The 22922-nt window shown below is 70.5% G+C and carries 19 protein-coding genes; 11 read left to right on the top strand and 8 right to left on the bottom strand.

Annotated elements, in window-relative coordinates; all coding sequences use genetic code 11:
- Nucleotides 1–140 precede the first annotated feature (140 nt).
- From RCR19_RS35830 to RCR19_RS35805, 6 genes are all read right to left on the bottom strand, one after another.
- Nucleotides 141–1166 carry a LacI family DNA-binding transcriptional regulator gene (locus RCR19_RS35830; protein ID WP_331268908.1) on the bottom strand — a complete coding sequence of 342 codons (1026 nt, stop codon included), beginning with the start codon at nt 1164–1166 and terminating at the stop codon, nt 141–143.
- A gap of 259 nt (nt 1167–1425) precedes the next feature.
- Nucleotides 1426–1746 carry an L-rhamnose mutarotase gene (locus tag RCR19_RS35825; RefSeq protein ID WP_331268907.1) on the bottom strand — a complete coding sequence of 107 codons (321 nt, stop codon included), beginning with the start codon at nt 1744–1746 and terminating at the stop codon, nt 1426–1428.
- A gap of 17 nt (nt 1747–1763) precedes the next feature.
- Complete coding sequence (rhaS, locus tag RCR19_RS35820) at nt 1764–2849, bottom strand: rhamnose ABC transporter substrate-binding protein (protein WP_331268906.1); 1086 nt, start codon at nt 2847–2849, stop codon at nt 1764–1766.
- 13 nt (nt 2850–2862) lie between these two features.
- A complete protein-coding gene (locus RCR19_RS35815; protein ID WP_331268905.1) occupies nt 2863–3870 on the bottom strand; it encodes an ABC transporter permease in 1008 nt (335 codons plus the stop codon).
- Nucleotides 3863–4903, bottom strand: coding sequence for an ABC transporter permease (locus RCR19_RS35810; protein WP_331268904.1), 1041 nt, complete (start codon nt 4901–4903; stop codon nt 3863–3865). The genes RCR19_RS35815 and RCR19_RS35810 overlap by 8 nt, the downstream gene beginning before the upstream one ends.
- Before the next feature lie 43 nt (nt 4904–4946).
- A complete protein-coding gene (locus tag RCR19_RS35805) occupies nt 4947–6464 on the bottom strand; it encodes a sugar ABC transporter ATP-binding protein (RefSeq protein ID WP_331268903.1) in 1518 nt (505 codons plus the stop codon).
- A 261-nt stretch (nt 6465–6725) separates the two neighbouring features.
- On the opposite strand from RCR19_RS35805, the gene rhaI reads away from it, so the two are divergent.
- The 11 genes from rhaI (at nt 6726) to RCR19_RS35750 (ending at nt 21337) form a co-directional block, all read left to right on the top strand.
- Nucleotides 6726–7886: an L-rhamnose isomerase gene (gene rhaI, locus RCR19_RS35800; RefSeq protein WP_331268902.1), complete on the top strand. Its 1161-nt coding sequence runs from the start codon at nt 6726–6728 to the stop codon at nt 7884–7886.
- A gap of 360 nt (nt 7887–8246) precedes the next feature.
- Nucleotides 8247–9581: a GAF domain-containing SpoIIE family protein phosphatase gene (locus RCR19_RS35795; protein WP_331268901.1), complete on the top strand. Its 1335-nt coding sequence runs from the start codon at nt 8247–8249 to the stop codon at nt 9579–9581.
- A gap of 112 nt (nt 9582–9693) precedes the next feature.
- Nucleotides 9694–10689 (top strand): MASE1 domain-containing protein, encoded by a 996-nt coding sequence (locus RCR19_RS35790; protein WP_331268900.1) that lies wholly within the window; start codon nt 9694–9696, stop codon nt 10687–10689.
- A gap of 275 nt (nt 10690–10964) precedes the next feature.
- Entirely contained in the window at nt 10965–13004 is a 2040-nt protein-coding gene (locus RCR19_RS35785) for a bifunctional aldolase/short-chain dehydrogenase (protein WP_331268899.1), read from the top strand.
- Complete coding sequence (locus tag RCR19_RS35780; protein ID WP_331268898.1) at nt 13001–14449, top strand: rhamnulokinase family protein; 1449 nt, start codon at nt 13001–13003, stop codon at nt 14447–14449. Before RCR19_RS35785 ends, RCR19_RS35780 begins: the two co-directional genes overlap by 4 nt.
- 72 nt (nt 14450–14521) lie before the next feature.
- Nucleotides 14522–15277 carry a (Fe-S)-binding protein gene (locus tag RCR19_RS35775; RefSeq protein WP_331268897.1) on the top strand — a complete coding sequence of 252 codons (756 nt, stop codon included), beginning with the start codon at nt 14522–14524 and terminating at the stop codon, nt 15275–15277.
- Nucleotides 15278–15308: 31 nt separating this feature from the next.
- The gene (locus RCR19_RS35770; protein ID WP_331268896.1) at nt 15309–16793 is read left to right on the top strand and encodes a LutB/LldF family L-lactate oxidation iron-sulfur protein; all 1485 of its coding nucleotides are present in this window, start codon (nt 15309–15311) and stop codon (nt 16791–16793) included.
- The gene (locus tag RCR19_RS35765; protein WP_331268895.1) at nt 16790–17431 is read left to right on the top strand and encodes an LUD domain-containing protein; all 642 of its coding nucleotides are present in this window, start codon (nt 16790–16792) and stop codon (nt 17429–17431) included. Before RCR19_RS35770 ends, RCR19_RS35765 begins: the two co-directional genes overlap by 4 nt.
- A 22-nt stretch (nt 17432–17453) precedes the next feature.
- Nucleotides 17454–18608, top strand: a complete 1155-nt coding sequence (locus RCR19_RS35760) for a betaine/proline/choline family ABC transporter ATP-binding protein (RefSeq protein WP_331268894.1) — start codon at nt 17454–17456, stop codon at nt 18606–18608.
- 282 nt (nt 18609–18890) lie between these two features.
- Nucleotides 18891–20321, top strand: a complete 1431-nt coding sequence (gene rox, locus RCR19_RS35755; protein WP_331268893.1) for a rifampin monooxygenase — start codon at nt 18891–18893, stop codon at nt 20319–20321.
- A 269-nt stretch (nt 20322–20590) separates the two neighbouring features.
- Nucleotides 20591–21337 (top strand): DUF4142 domain-containing protein, encoded by a 747-nt coding sequence (locus RCR19_RS35750; protein ID WP_331268892.1) that lies wholly within the window; start codon nt 20591–20593, stop codon nt 21335–21337.
- Nucleotides 21338–21370: 33 nt separating this feature from the next.
- Here the strand turns inward: RCR19_RS35750 and RCR19_RS35745 are convergent, their stop codons facing one another.
- Both RCR19_RS35745 and RCR19_RS35740 read right to left on the bottom strand, forming a co-directional pair.
- Complete coding sequence (locus RCR19_RS35745; protein WP_331268891.1) at nt 21371–21904, bottom strand: MarR family transcriptional regulator; 534 nt, start codon at nt 21902–21904, stop codon at nt 21371–21373.
- Between the two features lie 101 nt (nt 21905–22005).
- Nucleotides 22006–22914 (bottom strand): ABC transporter substrate-binding protein, encoded by a 909-nt coding sequence (locus tag RCR19_RS35740; RefSeq protein WP_331269647.1) that lies wholly within the window; start codon nt 22912–22914, stop codon nt 22006–22008.
- Nucleotides 22915–22922 lie beyond the last annotated feature (8 nt).

Genomic DNA, 22922 nt, shown 5'->3' with positions numbered 1-22922 from the left:
AGTTCAGCACATGGTCCTGTGGGGTCGGCGGCCGGGATCAAGAAAAATCACTACTGACCGGCCGCTCAGCCGGAATCGTGACACCCCACGGGGACCGGAACGCCCCGGGGGCAGCCGCAGGGGACGGGTCGGAACGGGGTTCAGCGCGCCCCGAGGCTGGAGCGGCGCACCACCAGCTCCGGCTGGAGCACGACCCGCCGGTGCTCGTGCGCCCGGACCCCGTCCTCCGCCTCGGTCTCCTCCAGCAGGAGTTCCGCGGCGAGCGCGCCCATGGTGACCGCGGGCTGCCGCACGGAGGTGAGCGGCACCGCCGCCGCGGCGGCGAACTCGATGTCGTCGTAGCCGACGATGGCCAGTTCCTCGGGCACGCTCACACCGGCGGCGTAGAGGGCCTGGAGGACACCGAGCGCGAGCAGGTCGTTGGCGCAGAACACGGCGGTCGGGCGGTCGGCGAGCCCGAGGAGGCGGGCACCCGCGTCCCGCCCTGCGGCGACGTCGAGCCGTTCGGTCGGCAGCTCCCGCAGTGCTTCGGGCCCGAGTCCCGCCTCCGCCAACGCGTTCAGGGCCCCCGTGCGACGGTCCCTGACCTGGTTGAGTCCGGGCGGACCGCTGACGTACGCGATGGAGCGGTGCCCCGCGTCGACGAGATGCCGGACGGCCAGCGCCCCGCCCGCCACGTCGTCGACCGAGACCGAGCACTCGGTGGCGCCCTCGGCCACCCGGTCGACCAGGACGAACGGGATACCGTGACGCCGGAACGTCTCGATGTTGCGCCCGGACGCGTCGGCGGGGGTGAGCAGCACTCCCCGCACCCGCTGCTCGGCGAAGAGCGACAGGTAGTCGGCCTCCTCCGCGGGACTCTGGGCGCTGTTGCAGACCATCACCCCGAGTCCCGCCTCGCGTGCTGCCCGTTCGGCGCCGCGTGCCACGTCCACGAAGAAGGGGTTGCCCATGTCGAGCACGAGCAGCCCCATGATGCGGCTGCGTCCCGCCCGCAGCTGCCGGGCCGACTCGCTGCGCACATAGCCGAGCCGGTCGATCGCGGACTGCACGCGGGCACGGGTCTCGGACGCGACCGTCTCGGGCCGGTTGATGACGTTCGAGACCGTACCCACCGAGACTCCGGCGGCGCGGGCGACGTCCTTGATACCCACCGACTGGGCCATCAGGCGGGGACCTCCATGAAGACGAGGGGCGGCAGGCAGGCCTTCACATTACCGTCACCGCCCCGTAGGAAAGAGCCGGTCACACGGGGCACGCGGCGGCCGTGACCGGGAGCGGGCCACCGGACCTCTCCCGGGCGTCCGCCTGCCGCCCCCCCTCGTCGGCCCCGTCGGGACCGAGGTCCGGCGTCCTCCCCGGCCTCGGGGAGGACACCGGACGGCAGGGGCGTCGTCTCGGCCCGGTGCTCCGCCGATCGATGCGTCAGGCGAGGTGGAACACCTCGCTGAGGGGTTTCATCGCCTCGTCGGGGCGGGCGCCGTCGAGCGACTCGAAGTACGGGGCCATGTCCGCCTGCCAGCGGGTGTTGACCTCGGTGGCCTCCATACCGGCGACGGCCGCCGAGAAGTCCTCCGTCTCGAGATACCCCACGAGCAGACCGTCGTCGCGCAGGAAGAGCGAGTAGTTGCGCCAGCCGGTGGCCGAGAGCGCTGCCAGCATCTCCGGCCACACGGCGGCGTGTCGTTCGCGGTACTCGGCGATCCGGTCCCCACGGACCTTGAGGAGGAAACAGACGCGCTGCATGAAGTACCGCTCCCGGATCAGAAGTTGAACTGGTCGATGTTCTTGGCGTCGAACACGGTCGGCTTGCCGAGGGTGATCACACCGTCCTTGCCGATGGTGTAGCTGCCCATCCCACCGGCGGTGAAGGTCTCGCCCTCCTTGCCCGTGATCTGTCCGGACGCCATCGCGACGGCGGTGCGGGCGGCCAGCTCGCCGAGCTTGGCCGGGTCCCACAGCTCGAAACCCTCCACCGTGCCGTTCTTGACGTACTGGCGCATGTCGTTCGGGGTGCCGAGACCGGTGAGCTTGACCTTGCCCTTGTACTTCGACCCGGACAGATACTGGGCCGCCGCCTTGATGCCGACGGTGGTCGGGGAGATGATCCCCTTGAGGTTCGGGTACTGCTGGAGCAGACCCTGGGTCTGCTGGAAGGACTGCTGGGCGTCGTCGTTGCCGTAGGCGATCTTGACGAGCTTGACGTCCTTGTACTTGGGGTCCTTGAGCTCGTCCTTCATGAAGTCGATCCAGGTGTTCTGGTTCGTCGCGGTCTGCGCGGCGGACAGGATCGCGATCTCGCCCTTGTAGCCGATCTGCTGGGCCAGCAGCTGCACCTCGGTGCGGCCGAGGTCCTCGGCTGCGGCCTGCGAGACAAAGGCGTTGCGGCACTCCGGCTTGGTGTCGGAGTCATAGGTGACGACCTTGATGCCGTTGCTCATGGCCTGCTTGAGCGCGGTGCAGAGCGCGCCCGGGTCCTGGGCGGAGACGGCCATCGCGTTCACCTGCTGCTGGGTGAGCGTGTTGACGTAGCTGACCTGGCCGCTGGTGTCGGTGGCGCTGCTCGGGCCCACCTCCTTGTACTTCTGGCCCAGTTCCTCCAGCGCCTTCTTGCCGCCGCTGTCGGCCGAGGTGAAGTAGGGGTTGTTGACCTGCTTGGGCAGGAAGGCGACGGTCAGCCCCTTCTTCAGGGCGGCGTTGGGGTCGGCCTTGCCGGCCGAGGCGGCGGAGCCGCCGCCCGAGTCCTTGACGTCGTTCTTGGTGGTGCCTCCGCAGGCCGTGGCGGCGAGCGCGAGGGAGGCGACGGCAGCGACGGTCACACAGGCACGACGGATCGATGTCTGGCGCATGAGGCGAGATCCTTTACGAGGGTGAGCGGAGTGACGAGGTCGGTGTCGAGGCGGCTTGGCGGCCCGCCCTCGCGACGGCTAGCCGGCGTGCGACCCGGGGGCCGAGCACGGAGACGACGAGCAGTACGCCGGTGACGACGATCTGCGACTGGGCGGAGACGTTCATGAGGCTCATCACGTTCTGCAGCGCGCCCAGCAGGAAGACCCCGGCGATCGCGCCGCCGAGCGTCCCCTTGCCGCCGTCGAAGTCGATGCCGCCGAGCAACACCGCCGCGACGACGGAGAGTTCGAGTCCCGTGGCGTTGTCGTAGCGGGCACTGGCGTAGTGCAGCGCCCAGAAGACACCGGTGAGCGAGGCCATGAACCCCGTGGCGGTGAACAGGATCAGCTTCGCCCGCCTGACCCGGATGCCCGCGAACCGGGCGGCCTCCTGACTGGCGCCGACCGCGAACAGGGACCGGCCGAACGGCGTGGCGTGCAGAACGACCACCGCGATGCCGAGCAGGACCAGGAAGGGCAGGAACGCCTGCGGGAGGAAGCTGTCCCCGATGCGCCCGGCAGCGAAGTCCAGGTACTGCGTGGGGAAGTCGGTCACGGCGTCGGAGCCGAGCACGATCTGCGCGATGCCCCGATAGGCGGCGAGGGTGCCGATGGTGACGGCGAGGGACGGCAGGCCGAGCCGGGTCACCAGCAGGCCGTTGACCAGTCCGCACACCACACCGAGCACCAGGCACAGCGGGATGATCGTCTCGATCGCCATGCCCTCGTTCCACAACTTGCCCATCACGGCGCCCGACAGGCCCGCTGTGGAGGCGACCGACAGATCGATCTCCCCCGCGACAACGAGGAGCGTCATCGGCAGCGCGATCAGCGCGATCGGCAGCGTGTTGCCGATCAGGAACGAGAGGTTGAGGGCGTTGCCGAAGCCGTCCACGAGGGAGAACGACAGCAGCAACAGGACCAGGAGAAGCGCGCCGACAACCGTGTCCCAGCGGACCGCGCGCGTCAAGGAGTCAGGCATGGCGGGCGTTCCTCTTCTTCAGGGCCAGGCCCACGCGCAGCGCGACGACACGGTCGACCGCGATGGCGAGCAGGAGCAGGATGCCGTTGATGGCGAGCACCCAGACGGAGCTGACGCCGAGGGCGGGCAGCACGCTGTTGACGGACGTCAGCAGCAGTGCGCCGAGCGCCGCGCCGTAGACGCTGCCGGAGCCGCCGGTGAAGACGACGCCGCCGACCACGACCGCGCTGACGACGGTGAGTTCGTAGCCGCTGCCGGTGCCGGAGTCGACGTTGCCGAACCGGGCCAGGTAGAGCGCGCCCGCGAGTCCCGCGAGGGCGCCGCAGAAGGTGTAGGCGGCCAGGATCCGCTTGCGTACGGGGATGCCGGCGAGCCGTGCGGCCTCGGGGTTGGAGCCGAGCGCGTACAGCTCGCGTCCGCTGCTGAAGTGCTTGAGGTAGTAGGCGGTGCCGACGAGGATCACCAGCGCGATGAGGGCGAGCCAGGGGATCGCCGCGATGCCTCCGGAGCCGAAGTCGACGAACCCGCCCGGGAGATCGGCCGCGGTGATCTGGCGCGCGCCGACCCAGATGGAGTCGATACCCCGGACGATGTAGAGCGTGCCGAGGGTGACGACGAGGGCCGGCACCTGGCCGAGGCTGACGAGCAGTCCGTTCAGCAGCCCGAAACCGATGCCGAGAAGTACGGCGAGGACCAGCCCGATCACCGGGTTTCCGCCGCCGTGCAACCAGGTGCCGGCCGCAAAGGCGCTGATACCGAGGGTCGAGCCGACGGACAGATCGACGTTCCGGGTGATCACGACCAGGGACTGGCCGGTGGCGACCAGCACGAGGATGGTCGCGTTCAGCAGCAGGTCCTTGATGCCCTGCTCGGAGAGGAACTCGCTGTTGCCCAGCTGGGTGACGACGATCATCACCAGGAAGACGACGAGGATGGCGAGTTCGCGCATCTTGAACACGCGGTCGACGAGCCGGGTGCCGCTCGACTTCGGCACGTCGGCGGTCGGGGCGGGGTTGGGTACGGTCACCGTCATGCGTCCGGCCTCCCGGTGAGCAGAGGGGCCCTCTTGTCGGCTGTCATGCGGCGGCCCTCCCGGTGGCTGCGGCCATCACCGTTTCCTCGGTGGCCTCGGAGCGCGGGATCTCGGCGGTGAGCCGTCCCTCGTGCATGACGAGCACGCGGTCGGCCATGCCGAGGATCTCGGGCAGGTCGGAGGAGATCATCAGGACGGCGACCCCGTCGGCGGCCAGTTCGCCGAGCAGCCGGTGCACCTCGGCCTTGGTACCGACGTCGATGCCGCGCGTCGGCTCGTCGACGATCAGCACCTTCGGGCCGGTGGCCAGCCACTTGGCCAGGACGACCTTCTGCTGGTTGCCGCCCGAGAGGGTGGAGACGGCGTCGGCGATCCGGGCGTACTTGACCCGCAGCTTGACGGCCCAGTCCAGGGACCGGCTGCGTTCGGCGCCGCGGTCCACGAGTCCGGCCCTGACCGTCGTACGCAGCCCGGTCAGGCCGATGTTCCGCTCGATGGACATGTCCATCACCAGGCCCTGGGCCCGCCGGTCCTCGGGGACGAGCGCGAGTCCTGCGGCCATGGCCGTGGAGGGCGCGCCGTTCGTCAGCGCCCGGCCGTCGACCTCGACCTCGCCCGCGTCCCACCGGTCGACGCCGAACACGGCCCGGGCCACCTCGGTGCGGCCGGCACCGACCAGTCCGGCTAGACCCACGATCTCCCCCTGCCGCACGTCGAAGGACACGTCGGTGAACACGCCTTCGCGGGTCAGCCGGCGGACGCTGAGGGCGATCCGCCCGGGCTCGACGTCCTGCTTGGGATACAACTCGTCCAGGTCCCGTCCCACCATCCGGCGGACCAGGTCGTCCTCGGTCATCCCGTCCAGTGGCTCGCTCGCGATCCAGGCGCCGTCGCGCAGGGTGGTGACGCGCCGGCAGATCTGGAAGATCTCCTCGAGCCGGTGGGAGATGAACAGCACCGCCGCGCCCTGCTCGCGCAGCGTGCGGACGACACCGAAGAGCCGGGCCACCTCGCTGCCGGTAAGGGCCGCGGTCGGCTCGTCCATGATCAGCACCCGGGCGTCGAAGGACAGCGCCTTGGCGATCTCGACGATCTGCTGGTCGGCTATGGACAGGCCGCGAGCCGGGCGCTCCGGGTCGAGTTCGACGCCGAGGCGCCGCATCAGGGCCGCGGTCGCCGCGTTCGTCGCCTTGTGGTCGATGCGGCCGAGCGCCCGCTTGGGCCGGCGGCCCATGAAGATGTTCTCGGCGATCGAGAGGTCGGGAAAGAGCGTCGGTTCCTGGTAGATCACGGCTATGCCGGCGTCGCGTGCGTCGCCCGGGCCGTGGAAGACGACCGGCTCGCCGTCCAGCAGCACCTGGCCGGCGTCCGGCCGATGCACTCCGGCGAGCGTCTTGATGAGGGTCGACTTGCCCGCGCCGTTCTCGCCGGCGAGGGCGTGCACCTCACCGGGGAACAGTTCGAGGGAGACGTCCCTGAGGGCGCGCACGGCGCCGAAGGATTTGGAGATGCCCTTGAGCGCCAGCACCGGGGACGGACCCGCGTCGGACGGGTGGGTCATGGAAGCTCCTCGACGACGTCGGCGGGGACATCCCTCACTGCGTCGTGAAAGGTTTCAACTCGGTTGCCGGGACGTTAGGCGCGCCGACCATGTCACGTCAATGGGGTCGCATCGAAAAACTTTCGATAGCCAGAGGTCGCCGCACGGTCTTCGTAGGCATCAGCTGCCGGAAGGCTTGACACCTCCGGGGAGGACTCATAGCTTCGCTCCCTGAATCGTTTCATGCAGCATGCTTTCAACTGACGCCTCAGGAGCCCCGAAGTGACCGAGCTCGCCGCGGTGAAGGCCGCTCTGAAGACACTGGCAGTCGAGACGCCGTCATGGGCGTATGCGAACTCGGGCACACGCTTCAAGGTCTTCGCGCAAGCGGGGGTGCCCCGCAATCCGCGCGAGAAGCTGGACGACGCCGCGAAGGTGCACGAGTTCACCGGTGCGGCGCCGACGGTGGCCCTGCACATCCCGTGGGACAAGGTCGACGACTACGCCGCTCTGGCGCAGTACGCGCGGGAGCGCGGTGTGACGCTGGGCGCCATCAACTCCAACACCTTCCAGGACGACGACTACCGGCTGGGCAGCATCTGCCACCCGGATCCGGGCGTGCGCCGCAAGGCCGTCGACCACCTGCTCGAGTGCGTCGACATCATGGACGCCACCGGCTCACGGGATCTCAAACTCTGGTTCGCCGACGGCACCAACTACCCCGGTCAGGACGACATCCGGGAGCGTCAGGACCGGCTGGCCGAAGGTCTCGCCGAGGTCTACGGACGACTCGGCGACGGACAGCGCATGCTGCTGGAGTACAAGCTCTTCGAGCCGGCCTTCTACTCGACCGACGTCCCGGACTGGGGCACCGCCTACGCCCACTGCCTCAGGCTCGGTGAGAAGGCCCAGGTCGTCGTGGACACCGGTCACCACGCTCCCGGCACCAACATCGAGTTCATCGTCGCCACGCTGCTGCGCGAGCGGAAGCTCGGCGGGTTCGACTTCAACTCCCGCTTCTACGCCGACGACGACCTCATGGTCGGTGCCGCCGATCCCTTCCAGCTGTTCCGCATCATGTACGAGGTCGTCCGCGGTGGCGGGCTCGGTCCGGGCGTCGCCTTCATGCTCGACCAGTGCCACAACATCGAGGCGAAGATCCCGGCCATCATCCGTTCGGTGATGAACGTGCAGGAGGCGACGGCCAAGGCGCTGCTCGTGGACCGGGACGCGCTGGTCGCGGCACAGCGCTCCGGTGACGTCCTCGAGGCGAACGCGGTGCTGATGGACGCGTACAACACCGACGTACGCCCTCTCCTCGCCGAGGTCCGCCAGGAGGTCGGCCTCGATCCCGACCCGATCGCCGCGTACCGGCGCTCAGGCTGGGCCGAGAAGATCGCGGTGGAGCGGGTGGGCGGGCAACAGGCCGGCTGGGGCGCCTGAGGCTCCCGGTCGCGACCCGACGCACCACACCGGGCGGGGCGCCGCGGCTCGTCGGGCCGACCCGACCCACCCCTACGGGAACGCCCGGGGCTCCTCGGGCCCACCCGGCACACCCGGCGCAGGACTCCCAGCACTCCCCCGGCCGACACCACCCGCCGGACGGAACGCCTCGCGCGGTCCCGTCCGTCTCCCGGACGACGTGGCATGCCGCGTGCGGAGTAATCGGCGCGGTGCTCCGTCCCGTCGTGTCAGGCTGTGGTGCTGTCGATCACGGTCGAGTCGGGAGGCCGCGGTGTACCGCTCGGGTGAGTGGCTGGGTGAGCGGATCCGCCGCGGTCGGTGGGCGGACAGGCACTTGTGATGGCCGGTGACAAGGAGGGGAAGGAGTCGAAGGAGCCCGGGCTTCCCGCCCTCCGCCTGCGTCTGCGCGAAGAGCTGGGCCGGATCGACGAGCAGTTGCGTGCCCTGCTCGCCGCGATGGACCGGCTGCAGGGCCTGCTGGACGCGGTGGTGGCCATCAGCCGCGAGGTGGAACTGCATGCGGTGCTGCACCGTATCGTGACCACCGCCATGGAACTGGTCGGTGCCCGGTACGGGGCGCTGGGTGTGCTCAACGAGTCCGGGGAGCACCTGGAGGAGTTCATCACCGAGGGTCTCACGGAGCAGGAACGTGCCGACCTGGCCGCCGTCGGCCTGCCGCTCGGTGAAGGTGTGCTCGGATATCTGATCCACCACCCCGAACCGCTGCGGATCGACGACGTCTCCGCGCACCCGGCCTCAGCCGGATTCCCCCCGGGCCATCCCCGCCTGCACACCCTGCTCGGGGTCGCGATCACCATTCGCGGCCGTATCTACGGTGATCTCTACCTCTCCGAGCGGCACGACGGACAGTCCTTCGACGTACACGACGAGAACATCGTGCTGGCCCTCGCCAGCGCGGCCGGTATCGCGATCGACAACGTCCGCCTGTTCGAACGGGTGCGCTCCGCGTCCGAGCAGTTCCAGCGGCTGCTCCTGCCGACCCTGCCCGATCTGCGGCCCTTCACCGCAGCTGCCATCTACCGGCCCGCCGCCGAACCCAGTCGTCTCGGTGGTGACTGGTACGACGCCATCCTGCTCCCGGACAACGTGGTGGCCGTCGTCATCGGCGACGTGGTCGGCCACGACATGCACGCCGCGGCCACCATGGCCTGCACCCGCAACATGTTGCGGGCCCTGCTCTTCGACCGCCGCAACCCGCCGGGGTCGGTCCTCGCCCACCTCGACCGCATCCTGCAGGCCGTCACCGACCCACCCGTCACGACGACGTGCCTGGCCCGCATCGAACCGGAAGGCGCGGCGTGGCGGCTGAACTGGAGCACCGCGGGCCACATCCCACCGCTGCTCCTCACCCCCGACCGGCGAACGGAGTATCTGTTCGCCGAGCCCGGGCTGCCCCTCGGGGTGGACACCGGCGAGCCCCGCCCCGAACACACCCATCCGCTGCCCCCGGACACCACCGTGGTGTTCTTCACCGACGGGCTCGTCGAGCATCCCGAACATCCCATCGACGAAAGTCTGAACGAGCTCGCCGCGCTCGCCGCCTCCCACGCCGATCTGCCCCTGGAGGACTTCGTCCAGGCCCTCGCCGACAGCCACCCCAGCGACGGGCACGACGACATGGCCATCCTGGCCATCAGGACGCCCAGGGGCTGAATCCCGCCGTGCGGTCCTGACCCCGCACACGGCCGCCCGCCGTCGACGTGGTGCATCCGGCGCCGGGGACGGACGATGGAGATCGGGGGTGAGCCGATGGGGAGACCTCCCGATGAGTGGCGTGCGGCGTGAAAGGCTCCGGCGCGGTGGCATCACCGCCCTGGAGATCTGCGCCGTGGCCGCGCTGTACTACGCCGTGGGCAGGCTGGGCCTCCTCCAGCAACTGGTGCGCGGACAGGTCACCCCGCTGTGGCCGTCGACCGGCATCGCGCTCGCCGGCCTGCTGCTCCTCGGCCGCAGGATCTGGCCCGGCATCGCGCTGGGCGCGCTCCTGATCAACCTGTGGCTCGGACCGTCGCTGCCCGCCGTGCTCGCGATCGTCGCCGGGAACACGCTCGCCCCTCTCTGCTCGTACGCGCTCCTGCGCCGTGCCGGTTTCCGCACGGAGATGGACCGGCTGCGGGACGCCCTCGCCCTGGTCTTCCTCGGTGCGCTCACCGGGATGCTCGTCAGTGCGACGGTGGGCAGCGTCACCCTGCTCCTCGCCGGTGTGCTGTCGGCCCAGGGGTTCTGGCCGACCTGGTCGGTCTGGTGGACCGGCGACGCCATGGGCGTCCTGCTGGTCGCCCCCGTGCTGCTCGTCCTCCGCTCGCTCCGCCGACCGCGGTCCGTTCCTGCGGCCCGTTGGCTGGAGGGGGCCCTGCTCGTGGCGGCGACCGTCTGCGTGGGCTTTCTCCAGACCAGCCCCGTTCCGCTCCTGTTCCTGGGCTTCCCGGTGCTGATCTGGGCGGCCTTCCGGTTCCAGCGGGCAGGGGCCGCACCCTGCGCACTGGCGCTGTCGACCTTCGCGATCGTCGCTGCCGCGGAGCGAACGGGCCCCTTCGCCGCGCACAACCTGCTCACGAACATGATCACGTTGCAGGCGTTCAACGGCTCCATCGCATTCACCGCGCTGCTCCTCGGGGCGGCGGTCGGCGAGCGCAATCAGACCCAACACGACATCCAGCAGGCCTGCAGCCAGCTTTCCGACATGGTCGACAGGATCGCGGCGGACGAGGGGCACCGAGGTCGTCCCGAGGGCGGGAGCAGCGAGGGCCGCGGCCCCTGACGGGTCCGGGGCGACGCGGCTCGAGTCCGGCGCTCACGGTACGCCCACCGTCGCGATCTGACGCCGCAGCCGTAGGCCTTCTCGTTCCTGTACATGAATCGTTTCATGCAGAGTGCCGAGCGATGTCCGTTATGTCACCGACGGGGGGCTTGCCGGCACCCCGCCCTCGAACAGACGGCGGCCGTCCGCCGACGACCGATGTCTTGACGTCGGACCCGGACGGCCATTACGTTCCTGAAACGATTCAAGCCGTCCCACCGGAGGACCGAGAAGCCATGGCACCTCACCCCGAAGCCGCCGCCCTCCTGGCCCGCTCCCATCGGCTCGGCGCCGATCCCCGCAACACCAACTACGCCGGTGGCAACGCCTCCGCGAAGGGCACCGACCGCGACCCCGTGACCGGTGGTGACGTCGAGCTGATGTGGGTCAAGGGGTCCGGTGGCGACCTCGGCACCCTCACCGAGGCGGGCCTGGCCGTATTGCGGCTCGACCGGCTGCGGGCGCTGACGGAGGTCTATCCGGGCGTCGAGCGCGAGGACGAGATGGTCGCCGCATTCGACTACTGTCTGCATGGAAAGGGCGGCGCGGCCCCCTCCATCGACACGGCCATGCACGGGATGGTCGACGCGGCCCATGTCGATCATCTGCACCCCGACTCCGGCATCGCGCTCGCCTGCGCCGCCGACGGGGAGAAGCTGACCGCCGAGTGCTTCGGCGACACGGTGGTGTGGGTGCCGTGGCGGCGCCCCGGCTTCCAACTCGGCCTGGACATCGCCGCGGTGAGGAAGGCCAATCCGCGGGCCGTCGGGTGTGTTCTCGGCGGGCACGGCATCACTGCCTGGGGGGACACCTCCGAGGAGTGCGAGCGCAACTCGCTGCACATCATCCGTACCGCCGAGGCCTTCCTCGCCGAACACGGAAGGCCCGAGCCGTTCGGACCGGTGATCGAGGGGTACGAGGCACTGCCGGAGGCGGAGCGGCGGGAGCGGGCGGCGGCCCTGGCCCCGCACATCCGTGCCGTCGCCTCCCAGGACCGGGCTCAGGTCGGCCACTTCACCGACGCGGACGCCGTCCTCGACTTCCTCGCCCGTTCCGGGCACCCGCGTCTGGCCGCGCTCGGCACCTCCTGCCCTGACCACTTCCTGCGGACCAAGGTCCGGCCGCTGGTCCTCGACCTGCCGCCGACAGCCCCGCTCGAGCAGGTGACGGCCCGGCTGAAGGAGCTGCACGCCGCCTACCGCGAGGAGTACGCGGCCTACTACGCGCGGCACGCCCTGCCGGACTCGCCCGCGATGCGCGGTGCCGACCCGGCGATCGTGCTCGTGCCGGGCGTCGGCATGTTCTCGTTCGGCAAGGACAGGCAGACCGCCCGGGTGGCGGGCGAGTTCTACGTCAACGCGATCAACGTGATGCGCGGCGCCGAGTCGGTGTCGACGTACGCGCCGATCGAGGAGTCGGAGAAGTTCCGCATCGAGTACTGGGCGCTCGAGGAGGCCAAGCTCCGGCGGATGCCGAAGCCCAGGCCGCTCGCCACCCGGGTGGCACTGGTGACGGGCGCGGGCAGCGGCATCGGGAAGGCGATCGCGCACCGCCTGGCCGCGGAGGGCGCGTGCGTGGTGGTCGCGGACATCGACGCCGACAGGGCCGCCGCCGTCGCCGAGGAACTCGGCGGCGCGGACAGGGCCGTCGCGGTCACCGTGGACGTCACATCCGAGGAGCAGATCGGCGAGGCGTTCAAGGCGGCGGTGCTGGCCTACGGCGGAGTCGACCTGGTGGTCAACAACGCCGGGATCTCCATCTCCAAACCGCTCCTGGAGACATCGGCGAAGGACTGGGACCTCCAGCACGACATCATGGCCCGGGGCTCCTTCCTCGTCTCGCGCGAGGCGGCCCGGGTGATGATCGCCCAGGAACTGGGCGGGGACATCGTCTACATCGCTTCCAAGAACGCCGTCTTCGCCGGCCCCAACAACATCGCCTACTCGGCGACCAAGGCCGACCAGGCACATCAGGTACGGCTGCTGGCAGCGGAGTTGGGCGAGCACGGCATCCGCGTCAACGGTGTCAACCCCGACGGTGTGGTGCGCGGCTCGGGCATCTTCGCGGGCGGCTGGGGCGCCCAACGGGCGGCCGTGTACGGGGTGGAGGAGGAGAAGCTCGGCGAGTTCTACGCCCAGCGCACCATCCTCAAGCGGGAGGTGCTGCCCGAGCACGTGGCGGCCGCGGTCTTCGCGCTGACCGGCGGGGACCTCACCCACACCACGGGACTGCACGTCCCGGTGGACGCCGGCGTGGCGGCCGCGTTCCTTCGATGAGTGCGGCCGTGAAGTCGTACGCCGCGGTCGACCTGGGCGCCTCCAACGGGCGTGTCATGGTCGGCCGCGTGGGCCCGGGCACCCTGGAACTCAGCGAGGCGCACCGGTTCCCGAACCGGCCCGTGCGGGTCCCCGAGGGGCTGCGCTGGGACATCCTCGCGCTGTACGCGGGTGTTCTCGACGGGTTGCGCTCGGCAGGCCGGGTCGACTCGGTCGGCATCGACAGCTGGGCGGTCGACTACGGCCTCCTGGACGCCGACGGCGCCCTGCTCGGCAATCCGGTCCACTACCGCGACACCCGCACCGAAGGGGCCGCGGAGAAGGTGTGGGCGACGGTCCCGCCCGGGGAGCTGTACGCCGCGACGGGGTTGCAGTACGCGCCGTTCAACACGCTCTACCAGCTGACGGCGGCGCGTGACACGCAGCAACTGGACCGGGCGAGGAGGCTGTTGCTCATCCCCGACCTGCTGATCCACTGGCTCACCGGCGAGCAGGGCACCGAGCTGACCAACGCGTCCACCACTCAGCTCATCGATCCCCGGACCCGGGACTGGTCCTACGACGTGGCGAGCCGTCTCGGCATCGATCTGAGCCTGTTCGCCCCGTTGCGGCGGCCCGGCGATCCGGCAGGTGTGCTGCGTCCCGAGGTATTGGAGGAGACCGGTCTGGCCGGCCCCGTTCCGGTGACGACGGTCGGGTCCCACGACACGGCGTCCGCGGTGGCCGCCGTACCGGCCGCCGGTGAGCGGTTCGCCTACATCTGCACCGGCACCTGGTCCCTGGCCGGACTCGAGCTCGCGGCTCCGGTGCTGACCGAGGCGGGCCGCGCCGCCAACTTCACCAATGAGCTGGGGCTGGACGGCACCGTCCGCTATCTGCGCAACATCATGGGACTGTGGCTGCTCCAGGAGTGTCTGCGGGAGTGGGGCGAGCCGGACCTGCCCGCGCTGCTGTCCGCTGCCGCAGGCGAGCCCGCCCTGCGGTCCGTCGTGGACGCGGGGAACGCGGCGTTCCTCGCCCCCGGGCGGATGGCGGCACGTGTCGCCGAGGCGTGCCGCGCCTCCGGTCAGCCGGTGCCGAACTCTCCGGCCGAGATCACCCGCTGCATCCTCGACTCCCTCGCACTCGCCCACCACCGGGCCGTCGCCGATGCCCAGCGGCTCGCCGACCATCCGGTCGACGTCGTGCACATCGTCGGAGGGGGAGCCCGCAACGCCCTGTTGTGCCAGCTGACCGCCGACGCGTGCGGGCTGCCGGTGGTGGCCGGCCCGACGGAGGCCGCGGCTCTCGGCAATGTGCTGGTCCAGGCACGGACCCACGGACTCGTCGGCGACCGTGCCGGGATGCGCCGACTGCTTGCCCGCACGCAGCGGTTGACGCGGTACGAGCCACAGGGCGACACGGGTCCCTGGCGTGATGCGCAGGCCCGGATCGCCACGCCGTGAACCGGGGTCTCGCCCAGACCACGCATGCCGATTACGCTGCACTCATCCGATGATCGACCACAAGGAGCCGCGATGCGTGTCGCCCTGTTCCTGACCTGCGTCAACGACACGCTCTATCCGAACACCGGGCGCGCCGTGGTGAAACTCCTGTCCAGGCTGGGCGTTGAGGTCGACTTCCCGATGGCGCAGACCTGCTGCGGGCAGGCGCACTACAACACGGGGTATCGCCATGAAGCGGAGCCGCTCGCGCTGAAGTTCTCCGATGTCTTCCGGGAGTACGACGCCATCGTGACACCCTCGGGGTCGTGCGGGGCGATGGTGCGGGAGCTGTACCCGCGGATGGGTGAGCGAGCGCGTGCGGAGGGGCGCGGAGAAGCCGTCGCGACCGCTCTGGCACCCGTGGTCCCGAAGACCTACGAGCTCACGGAGTTCCTCGTGGACGTGGTGGGCGTGACGGACGTGGGCGCCTACTACCCCCGCCGGGTCACCTACCACCCGACCTGTCACGGCCTGCGGAGCCTGGGCCTCGGCGACCGTCCCGAACGGCTGCTGCGGGCCGTCGAGGGACTGGAACTGGTCGAGCTGCCGGGCGCCGAGGAGTGCTGCGGTTTCGGTGGCACCTTCGCCCTGAAGAACTCCGATGTCTCGGCGGCCATGGGCGTCGACAAGGTGCGCAACGCCGAGTCCACGGGCGCCGAGACGCTGTGCGCGGCCGACAACTCCTGCCTGATGCACATCGGCGGGACGATGGCCCGGCTGCATGTCGGGATGCGCCCTGTGCACATCGCGGAGATCCTGGCGAGCACGAAGGGGGACCCGCTGGTATGAGGACCGTCGTCCGGGTGAAGGGGCTCATCGCATGAGCGGGACATTCGTCGGGATGCCGTCGTTCCCCGAGGCCGCGCACGCGGCGGTCGGCAACAAGACCCTGCGCGGGAATCTGCGGCACGCCACTCACACCATCCGGGCCAAGCGCGCCAAGGCGGTCGCGGAGCTGTCCGACTGGGCACAGCTGCGGGAGGCGGGCCGGCAGATCAAGGACCACACACTGCGTCATCTGGACCGCTATCTGATGCAGTTGGAGGAGGCGGTCACCGCCGCGGGCGGCACCGTCCACTGGGCGGCCGACGCGGACGAGGCCAACAGGATCGTCACCGGACTGGTCAAGGCGACCGGCGAGTCCGAGGTCGTCAAGGTCAAGTCCATGGCCACGCAGGAGATCGGCCTCAACGAAGCGCTGGAGGCGGAGGGCATCCGGGCGTACGAGACCGATCTCGCCGAGCTCATCGTGCAGTTGGGCAAGGACCGCCCCTCCCACATCCTGGTCCCCGCGATCCACCGCAACCGCGGCGAGATCCGCGACATCTTCCGCTCCGAGATGGGCGAATGGGGGCGCCCGGCCCCCGACGGGCTGACCGACACACCCGCCGAACTGGCCGAGGCGGCCCGGCTGCACCTTCGTGAGAAGTTCCTGCGCGCCAAGGTGGGCATCTCCGGTGCCAACTTCATGGTCGCCGAGACCGGCACGCTCGTGGTGGTCGAGTCGGAGGGCAACGGTCGGATGTGCCTCACCCTGCCAGAGACGCTGATCTCCGTCGTGGGCATCGAGAAGATCGTGCCGACCTGGCGGGACCTCGAGGTGTTCCTGCAGACACTCCCCCGCTCCTCGACCGCGGAGCGGATGAACCCGTACACCAGCATGTGGACGGGTACCACGGACGCCGAGACGGCCGACGGCCCCCGGGCCTTCCATCTCGTCCTGCTGGACAACGGCCGCACCGACACGCTGTCCGACCAGGTCGGACGCCAGGCGCTTCGCTGCATCCGCTGCTCGGCGTGTCTCAATGTCTGCCCGGTCTACGAGCGGGCGGGCGGCCATGCCTACGGGTCGGTCTACCCCGGCCCCATCGGCGCCATCCTCAGCCCGCAGCTGCGAGGGACCGAGAGCGAGATCGACGCCTCGCTGCCGTACGCGTCCTCGCTGTGCGGGGCCTGCTACGAGGTGTGCCCGGTCGCCATCGACATCCCGGAGGTGCTGGTGCATCTCCGGGAGCGGGTCGTGGAGGGCGGGACCGTGACACGGGCGGGCAACAAGGTCGTGCTGAAGCCGGCGAAGGGCCATGCCGCCGAGCGGGCGGCGATGCGGGCCGCACGCTGGGCCTTCGGCCACCCGGGCGCGCTGCGCTCGGGCCAGCGTCTCGCGTCGCGCTCGCGCCGCTTCCTGCCGCGGACCCTTCCGGGGCCCGGCAGGGCCTGGAGCGCGAGCCGGGAGCTGCCCGCGGTGCCGGCCGAACCGTTCCGCGACTGGTGGCAGCGTACGCACGGAGGGCAGGAGGCAAGGTGAGCAGCAGGGATCTCGTCCTGGGCCGGGTACGGCGCGCGCTGGCGGACACGGGCAGGGACGACACGCCGTACGAGCAGGCGATGTCCCGTGCCTATCTGCGGCGGCACGGCGACCGCACCGTCGAGGAGACCGTGGACCTCCTCGCGGAGAACCTGGCGGACTATCGCGCGATCGTGCACCGCAGCGACACGGAGCACCTCCCGGCGCTCCTCGCCCGGCTGCTTACCGCCCGGGGCGCACACCGGGTCGCCGTGCCGCAGGGGCTGCCGCCCGGCTGGCTCTCGGGCGTGGAGCAGGTCCCCGACCGCGCCGAGAGCACCCCGTACGAGCTGGACGGTGTCGACAGCGTGGTCACCGGTTGTGCGGTCGCCATCGCCGAGACCGGCACCATCGTGCTGGACGGCTCGCCGGACCAGGGCCGGCGCCGCATCACGCTCGTCCCCGACCACCACATCTGCGTCGTGCGCGTGCCCGGGCAGGTCGTGTCGTCCGTGCCCGAGGCGCTGGAGCGTCTCGACCCGGCGCGCCCGCTCACCTGGATCTCCGGGCCGTCCGCCACGAGCGACATCGAGCTGGACCGGGTCGAGGGGGTGCACGGTCCGCGCACCCTGGAGGTGGTGCTGGTGAGCGAGGAGTGACCGGCGCCGTTAGCGTGAGGGAATGATCCGGTTCGAGGAGGTCACCAAGCGGTATCCGGACGGCACCACGGCCGTGCGGGACCTGTCCTTCGCGGTCGCCGAGGGCGAGCTGGTCACCCTCGTCGGACCGTCCGGTTGTGGCAAGACGACAACGATGATGATGGTCAACAGGCTGATCGAGCCGACCTCGGGGCGGATCTTCGTGGACGGTGAGGACGTCGCGGCCGTCGACCCGGTGCGTCTGCGGCGGCGGATCGGCTATGTGATCCAGCAGGGGGGCCTCTTTCCGCACCGCACGGTTCTCGACAACACGGCGACCGTGCCCTCGCTGATCGGCTGGAAGAGGGCCAGGGCCCGGGCGCGGGCCGCCGAGCTGCTCGATCTGGTCGGTCTGGATCCGTCGACGTACGGGCCGCGCTATCCCGACCAGTTGTCGGGCGGCCAGCGGCAGCGCGTCGGCGTGGCGAGGGCGCTGGCCGCGGACCCGCCGGTGCTGCTGATGGACGAGCCGTTCGGGGCGGTGGACCCGGTGGTGCGGGAGCAGTTGCAGGACGAGTTCCTGCGGATGCAGGCGGCCGTCCGCAAGACGGTGCTGCTGGTCACGCACGACATCGAGGAGGCGGTCCGGCTCGGCGACCGGATCGCGGTGTACGGGCAGGGGAGCATCGAGCAGTTCGACACGCCGGGGGCGGTACTGGGCGCGCCCGCCACGTCGTACGTCGCCGACTTCGTGGGCGCGGACCGCAGTCTGAAGCGGCTTTCCGTGACCCGGATCGAACCGAGCGACCTGGCACAGCCACCGGTCGCACGCCTCGACGAACCCGCCGCACGGGCCGCGGACCGCCTGCGCGCGGAGGGCTCCCGCTGGGCCGTGGTGCTCGACGCCGTGGGCGATCTGCACGGGTGGGCCGGGGCCGGCGAACTCGGTACGGGCGGCCTGGTCCGCGACCACGCCCGCCGGATGAACGCCTGGGTCCCGGTCGGCGCCTCGCTCAAGCAGGCCTTCGGGGAGATGCTGCAGCACGACGCCGGGTGGGTGGCGGTGCTGGACGGGGCGCGCTTCCTCGGTGTGCTGACCCCGGCCAAACTCCATGAGGCGCTGCGCCGCTCGGTGGACGCGGATGCACGGGGCGTCCCGCGGGGGGAGGTTCGGTTCGAGTCGGTGGCGGACGCATAAAGGGCTCATGGAGGTGCGCCGTGTCATCGAGGGTGCGCGGCTGAACGGCGTCGGACCTCAGGGCGGCGAGCGAACCGTGAGGAGCGTCCTCGGTCCGGAGACGACAAAGGGCAAGGGGATCACTGCCCCTTACCCTTCTCAACGTATAGCGCACGGGGGGCCTTGCCGCAAGGCCCTGGTCGTACTGCAGAATCTCCAGCCGCGCACGGCTGCGGCTGTGCGCACCGCAGGGCTCCGCACAGCGGCCCGGCGGGAATGCACCGGATCGAATGGGGGATTTCTGTGATCGACGTGATCATCGCCGGCGGCGGACCGACGGGCCTGATGCTGGCCGGCGAGTTGCGGTTGCACGGCGTGCACGCGGTCGTTCTGGAGAAGGATGCCGAGCCGACGAGGGTCGTCCGCTCGCTCGGACTGCATGCGCGCAGTATCGAGGTGATGGACCAGCGCGGTCTCCTGGACCGGTTCCTCGCGCTCGGCAAGCAGCATCCGGTCGGCGGCTTCTTCGCCGGTATCAGCAAGCCCTCACCGGAGCGGCTGGACACCGCGCACGGTTACGTCCTCGGCATCCCGCAGACCGTCACCGACCGCCTGCTGGCCGAACACGCCGTGGAGGTCGGCGCCGAGATCCGCCGTGGCTGCACTTTGGTGGGGCTGAGCCAGGACGAGGACGGGGTGACCGTCGAACTGGCCGACGGCACACGGCTGCGCTCGCGCTACCTCGTCGGCTGCGACGGCGGCCGCAGCACGGTACGCAGACTGCTCGGCGTCGGCTTCCCCGGCGAACCCAGCCGGGTCGAGACGCTGCTGGGCGAGGTCGAGCTGACCGCCCCGCCCGAGGAACTGGCCGCCGTGATGGCCGAAGTCCGCAAGACCCAGTTCCGGTTCGGGTTCATGCCCCTCGGGGACGGGGTGTTCCGGTTCGTCGTGCCCGCCGAGGGCGTGGCCGAGGACCGCTCGGTGCCCCCCACCCTCGAGGAGGTCAGAGAGCAGCTCCGGGTGGTCGCCGGCACCGACTTCGGTGTGCACTCGCCGCGCTGGCTGTCGCGCTTCGGCGACGGCACCCGGCTGGCCGAACGCTACCGGGTGGGCCGGGTGCTGCTGGCCGGCGATGCCGCGCACGTCCACCCGCCGACGGGCGGGCAAGGACTCAACCTCGGTATCCAGGACGCGTTCAACCTCGGCTGGAAGCTGGCCGCCGAGGTCGACGGCTGGGCGCCGCGGGAACTGTTGGACAGCTACGAGACCGAACGGCGCCCCGTGGCCGCCGACGTACTGGACAACACCCGCGCGCAGATGGAGCTGATGTCCCTCGAGCCGGGAGCCCGCGCGGTGCGCAAACTGGTGACCGAGCTGATGGCCTTCGAGGAGGTGAACCGGTATCTGACCGAGAAGATCATCGCGATCGGGATCCGCTACGACTTCGGCGCGGGCCATGAACTGCTCGGCCGGCGACTGCGGGACATGGGACTGAAGCAGGGGCGCCTCTACGAGCGGATGCGCGCCGGCCGCGGGCTGCTGCTCGACCGGACCGGCCGGCTCTCGGTGGCGGGCTGGGAGGACCGGGTCGACCATGTCGTCGACGCCGCCGAGGAACTGGACGCACCCGCCGTGCTCCTGCGTCCGGACGGTCATGTGGTCTGGGCAGGCGACGACCCCGAGGAGCTGCTCGGCCGACTGCCGAAGTGGTTCGGTGCACCCACCGCCGTGTGAGCCGATCGGAACGACCGTGGACGCGGGCTTTCGCCGTACTGTCGGGAGGAGTTCGCGTCCACGACGCGCTCGACCGCCCCGGGAGGTCCCGGGCCCGGCGCCGTGGTCCGGTCGACCCTCGGAGGCCGCCGGACGCCGGAACGAGGCGCCGCGGCACGCCATGTGACGCATGACACATGACAGCGTGCAATTTTTACCCTGGGCAATGATGGATCGGAGCGACCGCTACGTACTCACTGGCATTACAGCCGCTCGCTCCTGGAGACAGCATGCCCATATCCCGCAACATGGCCGGAACCGTCTTCGTGGCCGGTGCGCTGGGCCTGACCCTCACTGCCCTCGCCTACCCCGCCATGCTCGGTGTCCAGACGACGTCCAGCTCCCCGGACCGCGTCATCGCCAACACCCGTTACGGCCCGCTCACCGAGGCGGACCGCGACTTCGTGGTCAAGGTGCGTGCCGCGGGACTGTGGGAGTACCCCCTGGGCGAGATCGCGCTGAAGAAGGGGGCGTCTCCGGAGATGAAGGAGGCAGGCAAGCATCTGATCGTCGGGCACGCCGGACTCGACGCTATGTGCCGCAAGATCGCCCCCGAGTTGGGCATCACCCTCCCGAACCAGGCGAGCCCGCAACAGCAGCAGTTCGTGGCGACCTCGGCGGCGGAGAACGGGAAGCAGTTCGACATCACGGCCGCCAACATCATGCGGGTGACCCACGGTCAGATCTTCCCGGTCATCGCCAAGATCCGCGGGACCACGAAGAACACCCTGGTGCGTCAGCTCGCCGACCTGGCCAACGACACCGTGCTCGACCACATCACCATGATGGAGAAGACCGGTGTGATCAACTTCGATCAGGTCCTCTTCCAGGAGACCACCCCGCCCAAGCTCCCCAAGGACCAGATGACGCCGCCCCCGCCCCAGGCGGGCGAACCGATGGTCGTCCTCACGCCGCGCCCCGACCTGAACGTGAACACCGCCGCCCCCAGTCCGGCTCCCAGCCCGACGGTCGGCTGAACCAGGAGCCCTGCGCCGGACGCCCGAGCGGGGTCAGGCGTCGTGCGCGGGCGACGGGTCCGCCCAGCCGAGCGGATGCGGCTCCGCGTCGGCCGCGCCGGGAACGGGCGGCTCTCCCCCGGCCTCGTTGAAGACGGTCAAGGCCTCGATGAGCGCCGCCCGTTGCCCTGGCGCGAGCTGTGCGACGATCGCGGCGATCTCGGCACGTCGCCTGGCGGTGACGTCGTCGACGGCCTTCCGCCCCTCGTCGGTGAGCCGCAGCAGCGTCTCGCGGCGGTTGTCGGGGTTGGTCTGCCGGTCGGCCAGACCGGCGGCGATGAGGCGGTCGACCATACGCATCGCCGTCGAGGGTGCCACCTGGAGCAGGTCGGCGAGCGCGACCAGCTTGGTGGCACCCTGCAGGGCCAGCACGACCAGCATGCGGAACTGCGGGAGTGTGACCCGCTCCTCGACCTCGGCCAGGGAGCGGGCCGAGACCGAGACCAGGAGGCGGGACGCGGTCAGGACCGCACGGGTGACCGCGTCGACATCGTCCATGGCCCCCGCTCGGGTCTCGCTCTGCGGCATGGCTCCTTTCTACCGCGCCGCACGCACCGCCCCCTCGCCCGATGGGAACAGATTTTCCTTCCGCATGACCTGCTCACGACCGGCCGGGCGGCATCGGCGCGTCACTTCAGCAGGCCCTTTTCCTGCAGATAGTTGCGCGCCACGTCCTCGGGCAGCCGCCGCCAGCTGTCCACCTGCCGGTTCATCGACGCCAGGTCCTGCGTGGTGAGTACGGGGGCCAGGGCGCCGAGCGCCTTGGCGACACGTGCGGTGCCCGCGCGGGCGCGGTTGACGACCGGGACGACGTAGTCCGCGTTCTGCAGATGTCTGTCGTCGGCGAGCAGCACGAGTCCGAACTCGTCGAGGGTCGCGTCCGTCGTGGTGGTCAGCACCATCTGGTCCCGCCCGCTCTGCACGGCCCGCTTCGCCTGGACCGTCCCCACGCCCTTGGGGTCCACGGCCGTGATGTCGATGCCGTACGTCTTCTTCAGGCCCGGTGCGCAGTACGGTCTGCGGACGCACTCGTCGCCCGCCGCGAGCCGCACCTTCAGTCCGGATCGGCCGAGGTCGCCGAGCGTTCTCAGCTGGTGCCGGCGCGCGAACGCGCGTGTCACCGCGAAGGCGTTCTGGGCGACCGCGCGGCCGGGGTCGAGCACGGAGAGTCCGCGCGGAGCGGCCAGTTCCCGCAGGGACCGCATGGTGGCGGCGAGGTCCGGCGAACCGACGGGCGGGGCGTCCGACCCATGGGTCCTGGTGTTGAGCCAGTCCGCGAAAGTGGCCGCGTACTCCGGTACGACGTCGATCTGCCCCGACTCCAGCGCGGGCTCGTACAGTTCGCGGTTGGCGACGGTGAGGACGGATGTGCGGTAACCGGCGTGGTTCAGCAGAGTTGCGTACATGTGGGCAAGCAGGTCGCTCTCGGTGAATCCCGCCGAGCCGACGGTCAGATGCCGGCTGTCCCCGGGCGGCGCGGTGACCCGGCCCCGTGTCTCCAGTGAGGGTCCCGTCGTGCAACCCGCGATCAGCAGCATTCCCACCG

The sequence above is a fragment of the Streptomyces sp. WAC07094 genome, assembly GCF_036320405.1.
Taxonomy (GTDB): Bacteria; Actinomycetota; Actinomycetes; order Streptomycetales; family Streptomycetaceae; genus Streptomyces; species Streptomyces lannensis.
The sequence above is the reverse complement of the archived record's forward strand: the minus strand, read 5'-3'. Positions and strand labels throughout refer to the sequence as shown.

What these genes read in the sequence shown, in the direction of transcription:
- RCR19_RS35825 (WP_331268907.1), bottom strand. Translation starts at nt 1,746, where the DNA reads ATGCAGCGCGTCTGTTTCCTCCTCAAGGTCCGTGGGGACCGGATCGCC.
- RCR19_RS35750 (WP_331268892.1), top strand. Translation starts at nt 20,591, where the DNA reads ATGCCCATATCCCGCAACATGGCCGGAACCGTCTTCGTGGCCGGTGCG.
- RCR19_RS35815 (WP_331268905.1), bottom strand. Translation starts at nt 3,870, where the DNA reads ATGCCTGACTCCTTGACGCGCGCGGTCCGCTGGGACACGGTTGTCGGC.
- rhaS (WP_331268906.1), bottom strand. Translation starts at nt 2,849, where the DNA reads ATGCGCCAGACATCGATCCGTCGTGCCTGTGTGACCGTCGCTGCCGTC.
- RCR19_RS35780 (WP_331268898.1), top strand. Translation starts at nt 13,001, where the DNA reads ATGAGTGCGGCCGTGAAGTCGTACGCCGCGGTCGACCTGGGCGCCTCC.
- RCR19_RS35830 (WP_331268908.1), bottom strand. Translation starts at nt 1,166, where the DNA reads ATGGCCCAGTCGGTGGGTATCAAGGACGTCGCCCGCGCCGCCGGAGTC.
- RCR19_RS35785 (WP_331268899.1), top strand. Translation starts at nt 10,965, where the DNA reads ATGGCACCTCACCCCGAAGCCGCCGCCCTCCTGGCCCGCTCCCATCGG.
- RCR19_RS35760 (WP_331268894.1), top strand. Translation starts at nt 17,454, where the DNA reads ATGATCCGGTTCGAGGAGGTCACCAAGCGGTATCCGGACGGCACCACG.
- RCR19_RS35810 (WP_331268904.1), bottom strand. Translation starts at nt 4,903, where the DNA reads ATGACGGTGACCGTACCCAACCCCGCCCCGACCGCCGACGTGCCGAAG.
- RCR19_RS35740 (WP_331269647.1), bottom strand. Translation starts at nt 22,914, where the DNA reads ATGCTGCTGATCGCGGGTTGCACGACGGGACCCTCACTGGAGACACGG.
- RCR19_RS35770 (WP_331268896.1), top strand. Translation starts at nt 15,309, where the DNA reads ATGAGCGGGACATTCGTCGGGATGCCGTCGTTCCCCGAGGCCGCGCAC.
- RCR19_RS35790 (WP_331268900.1), top strand. Translation starts at nt 9,694, where the DNA reads ATGAGTGGCGTGCGGCGTGAAAGGCTCCGGCGCGGTGGCATCACCGCC.
- RCR19_RS35795 (WP_331268901.1), top strand. Translation starts at nt 8,247, where the DNA reads ATGGCCGGTGACAAGGAGGGGAAGGAGTCGAAGGAGCCCGGGCTTCCC.
- RCR19_RS35745 (WP_331268891.1), bottom strand. Translation starts at nt 21,904, where the DNA reads ATGCCGCAGAGCGAGACCCGAGCGGGGGCCATGGACGATGTCGACGCG.
- RCR19_RS35805 (WP_331268903.1), bottom strand. Translation starts at nt 6,464, where the DNA reads ATGACCCACCCGTCCGACGCGGGTCCGTCCCCGGTGCTGGCGCTCAAG.
- RCR19_RS35775 (WP_331268897.1), top strand. Translation starts at nt 14,522, where the DNA reads ATGCGTGTCGCCCTGTTCCTGACCTGCGTCAACGACACGCTCTATCCG.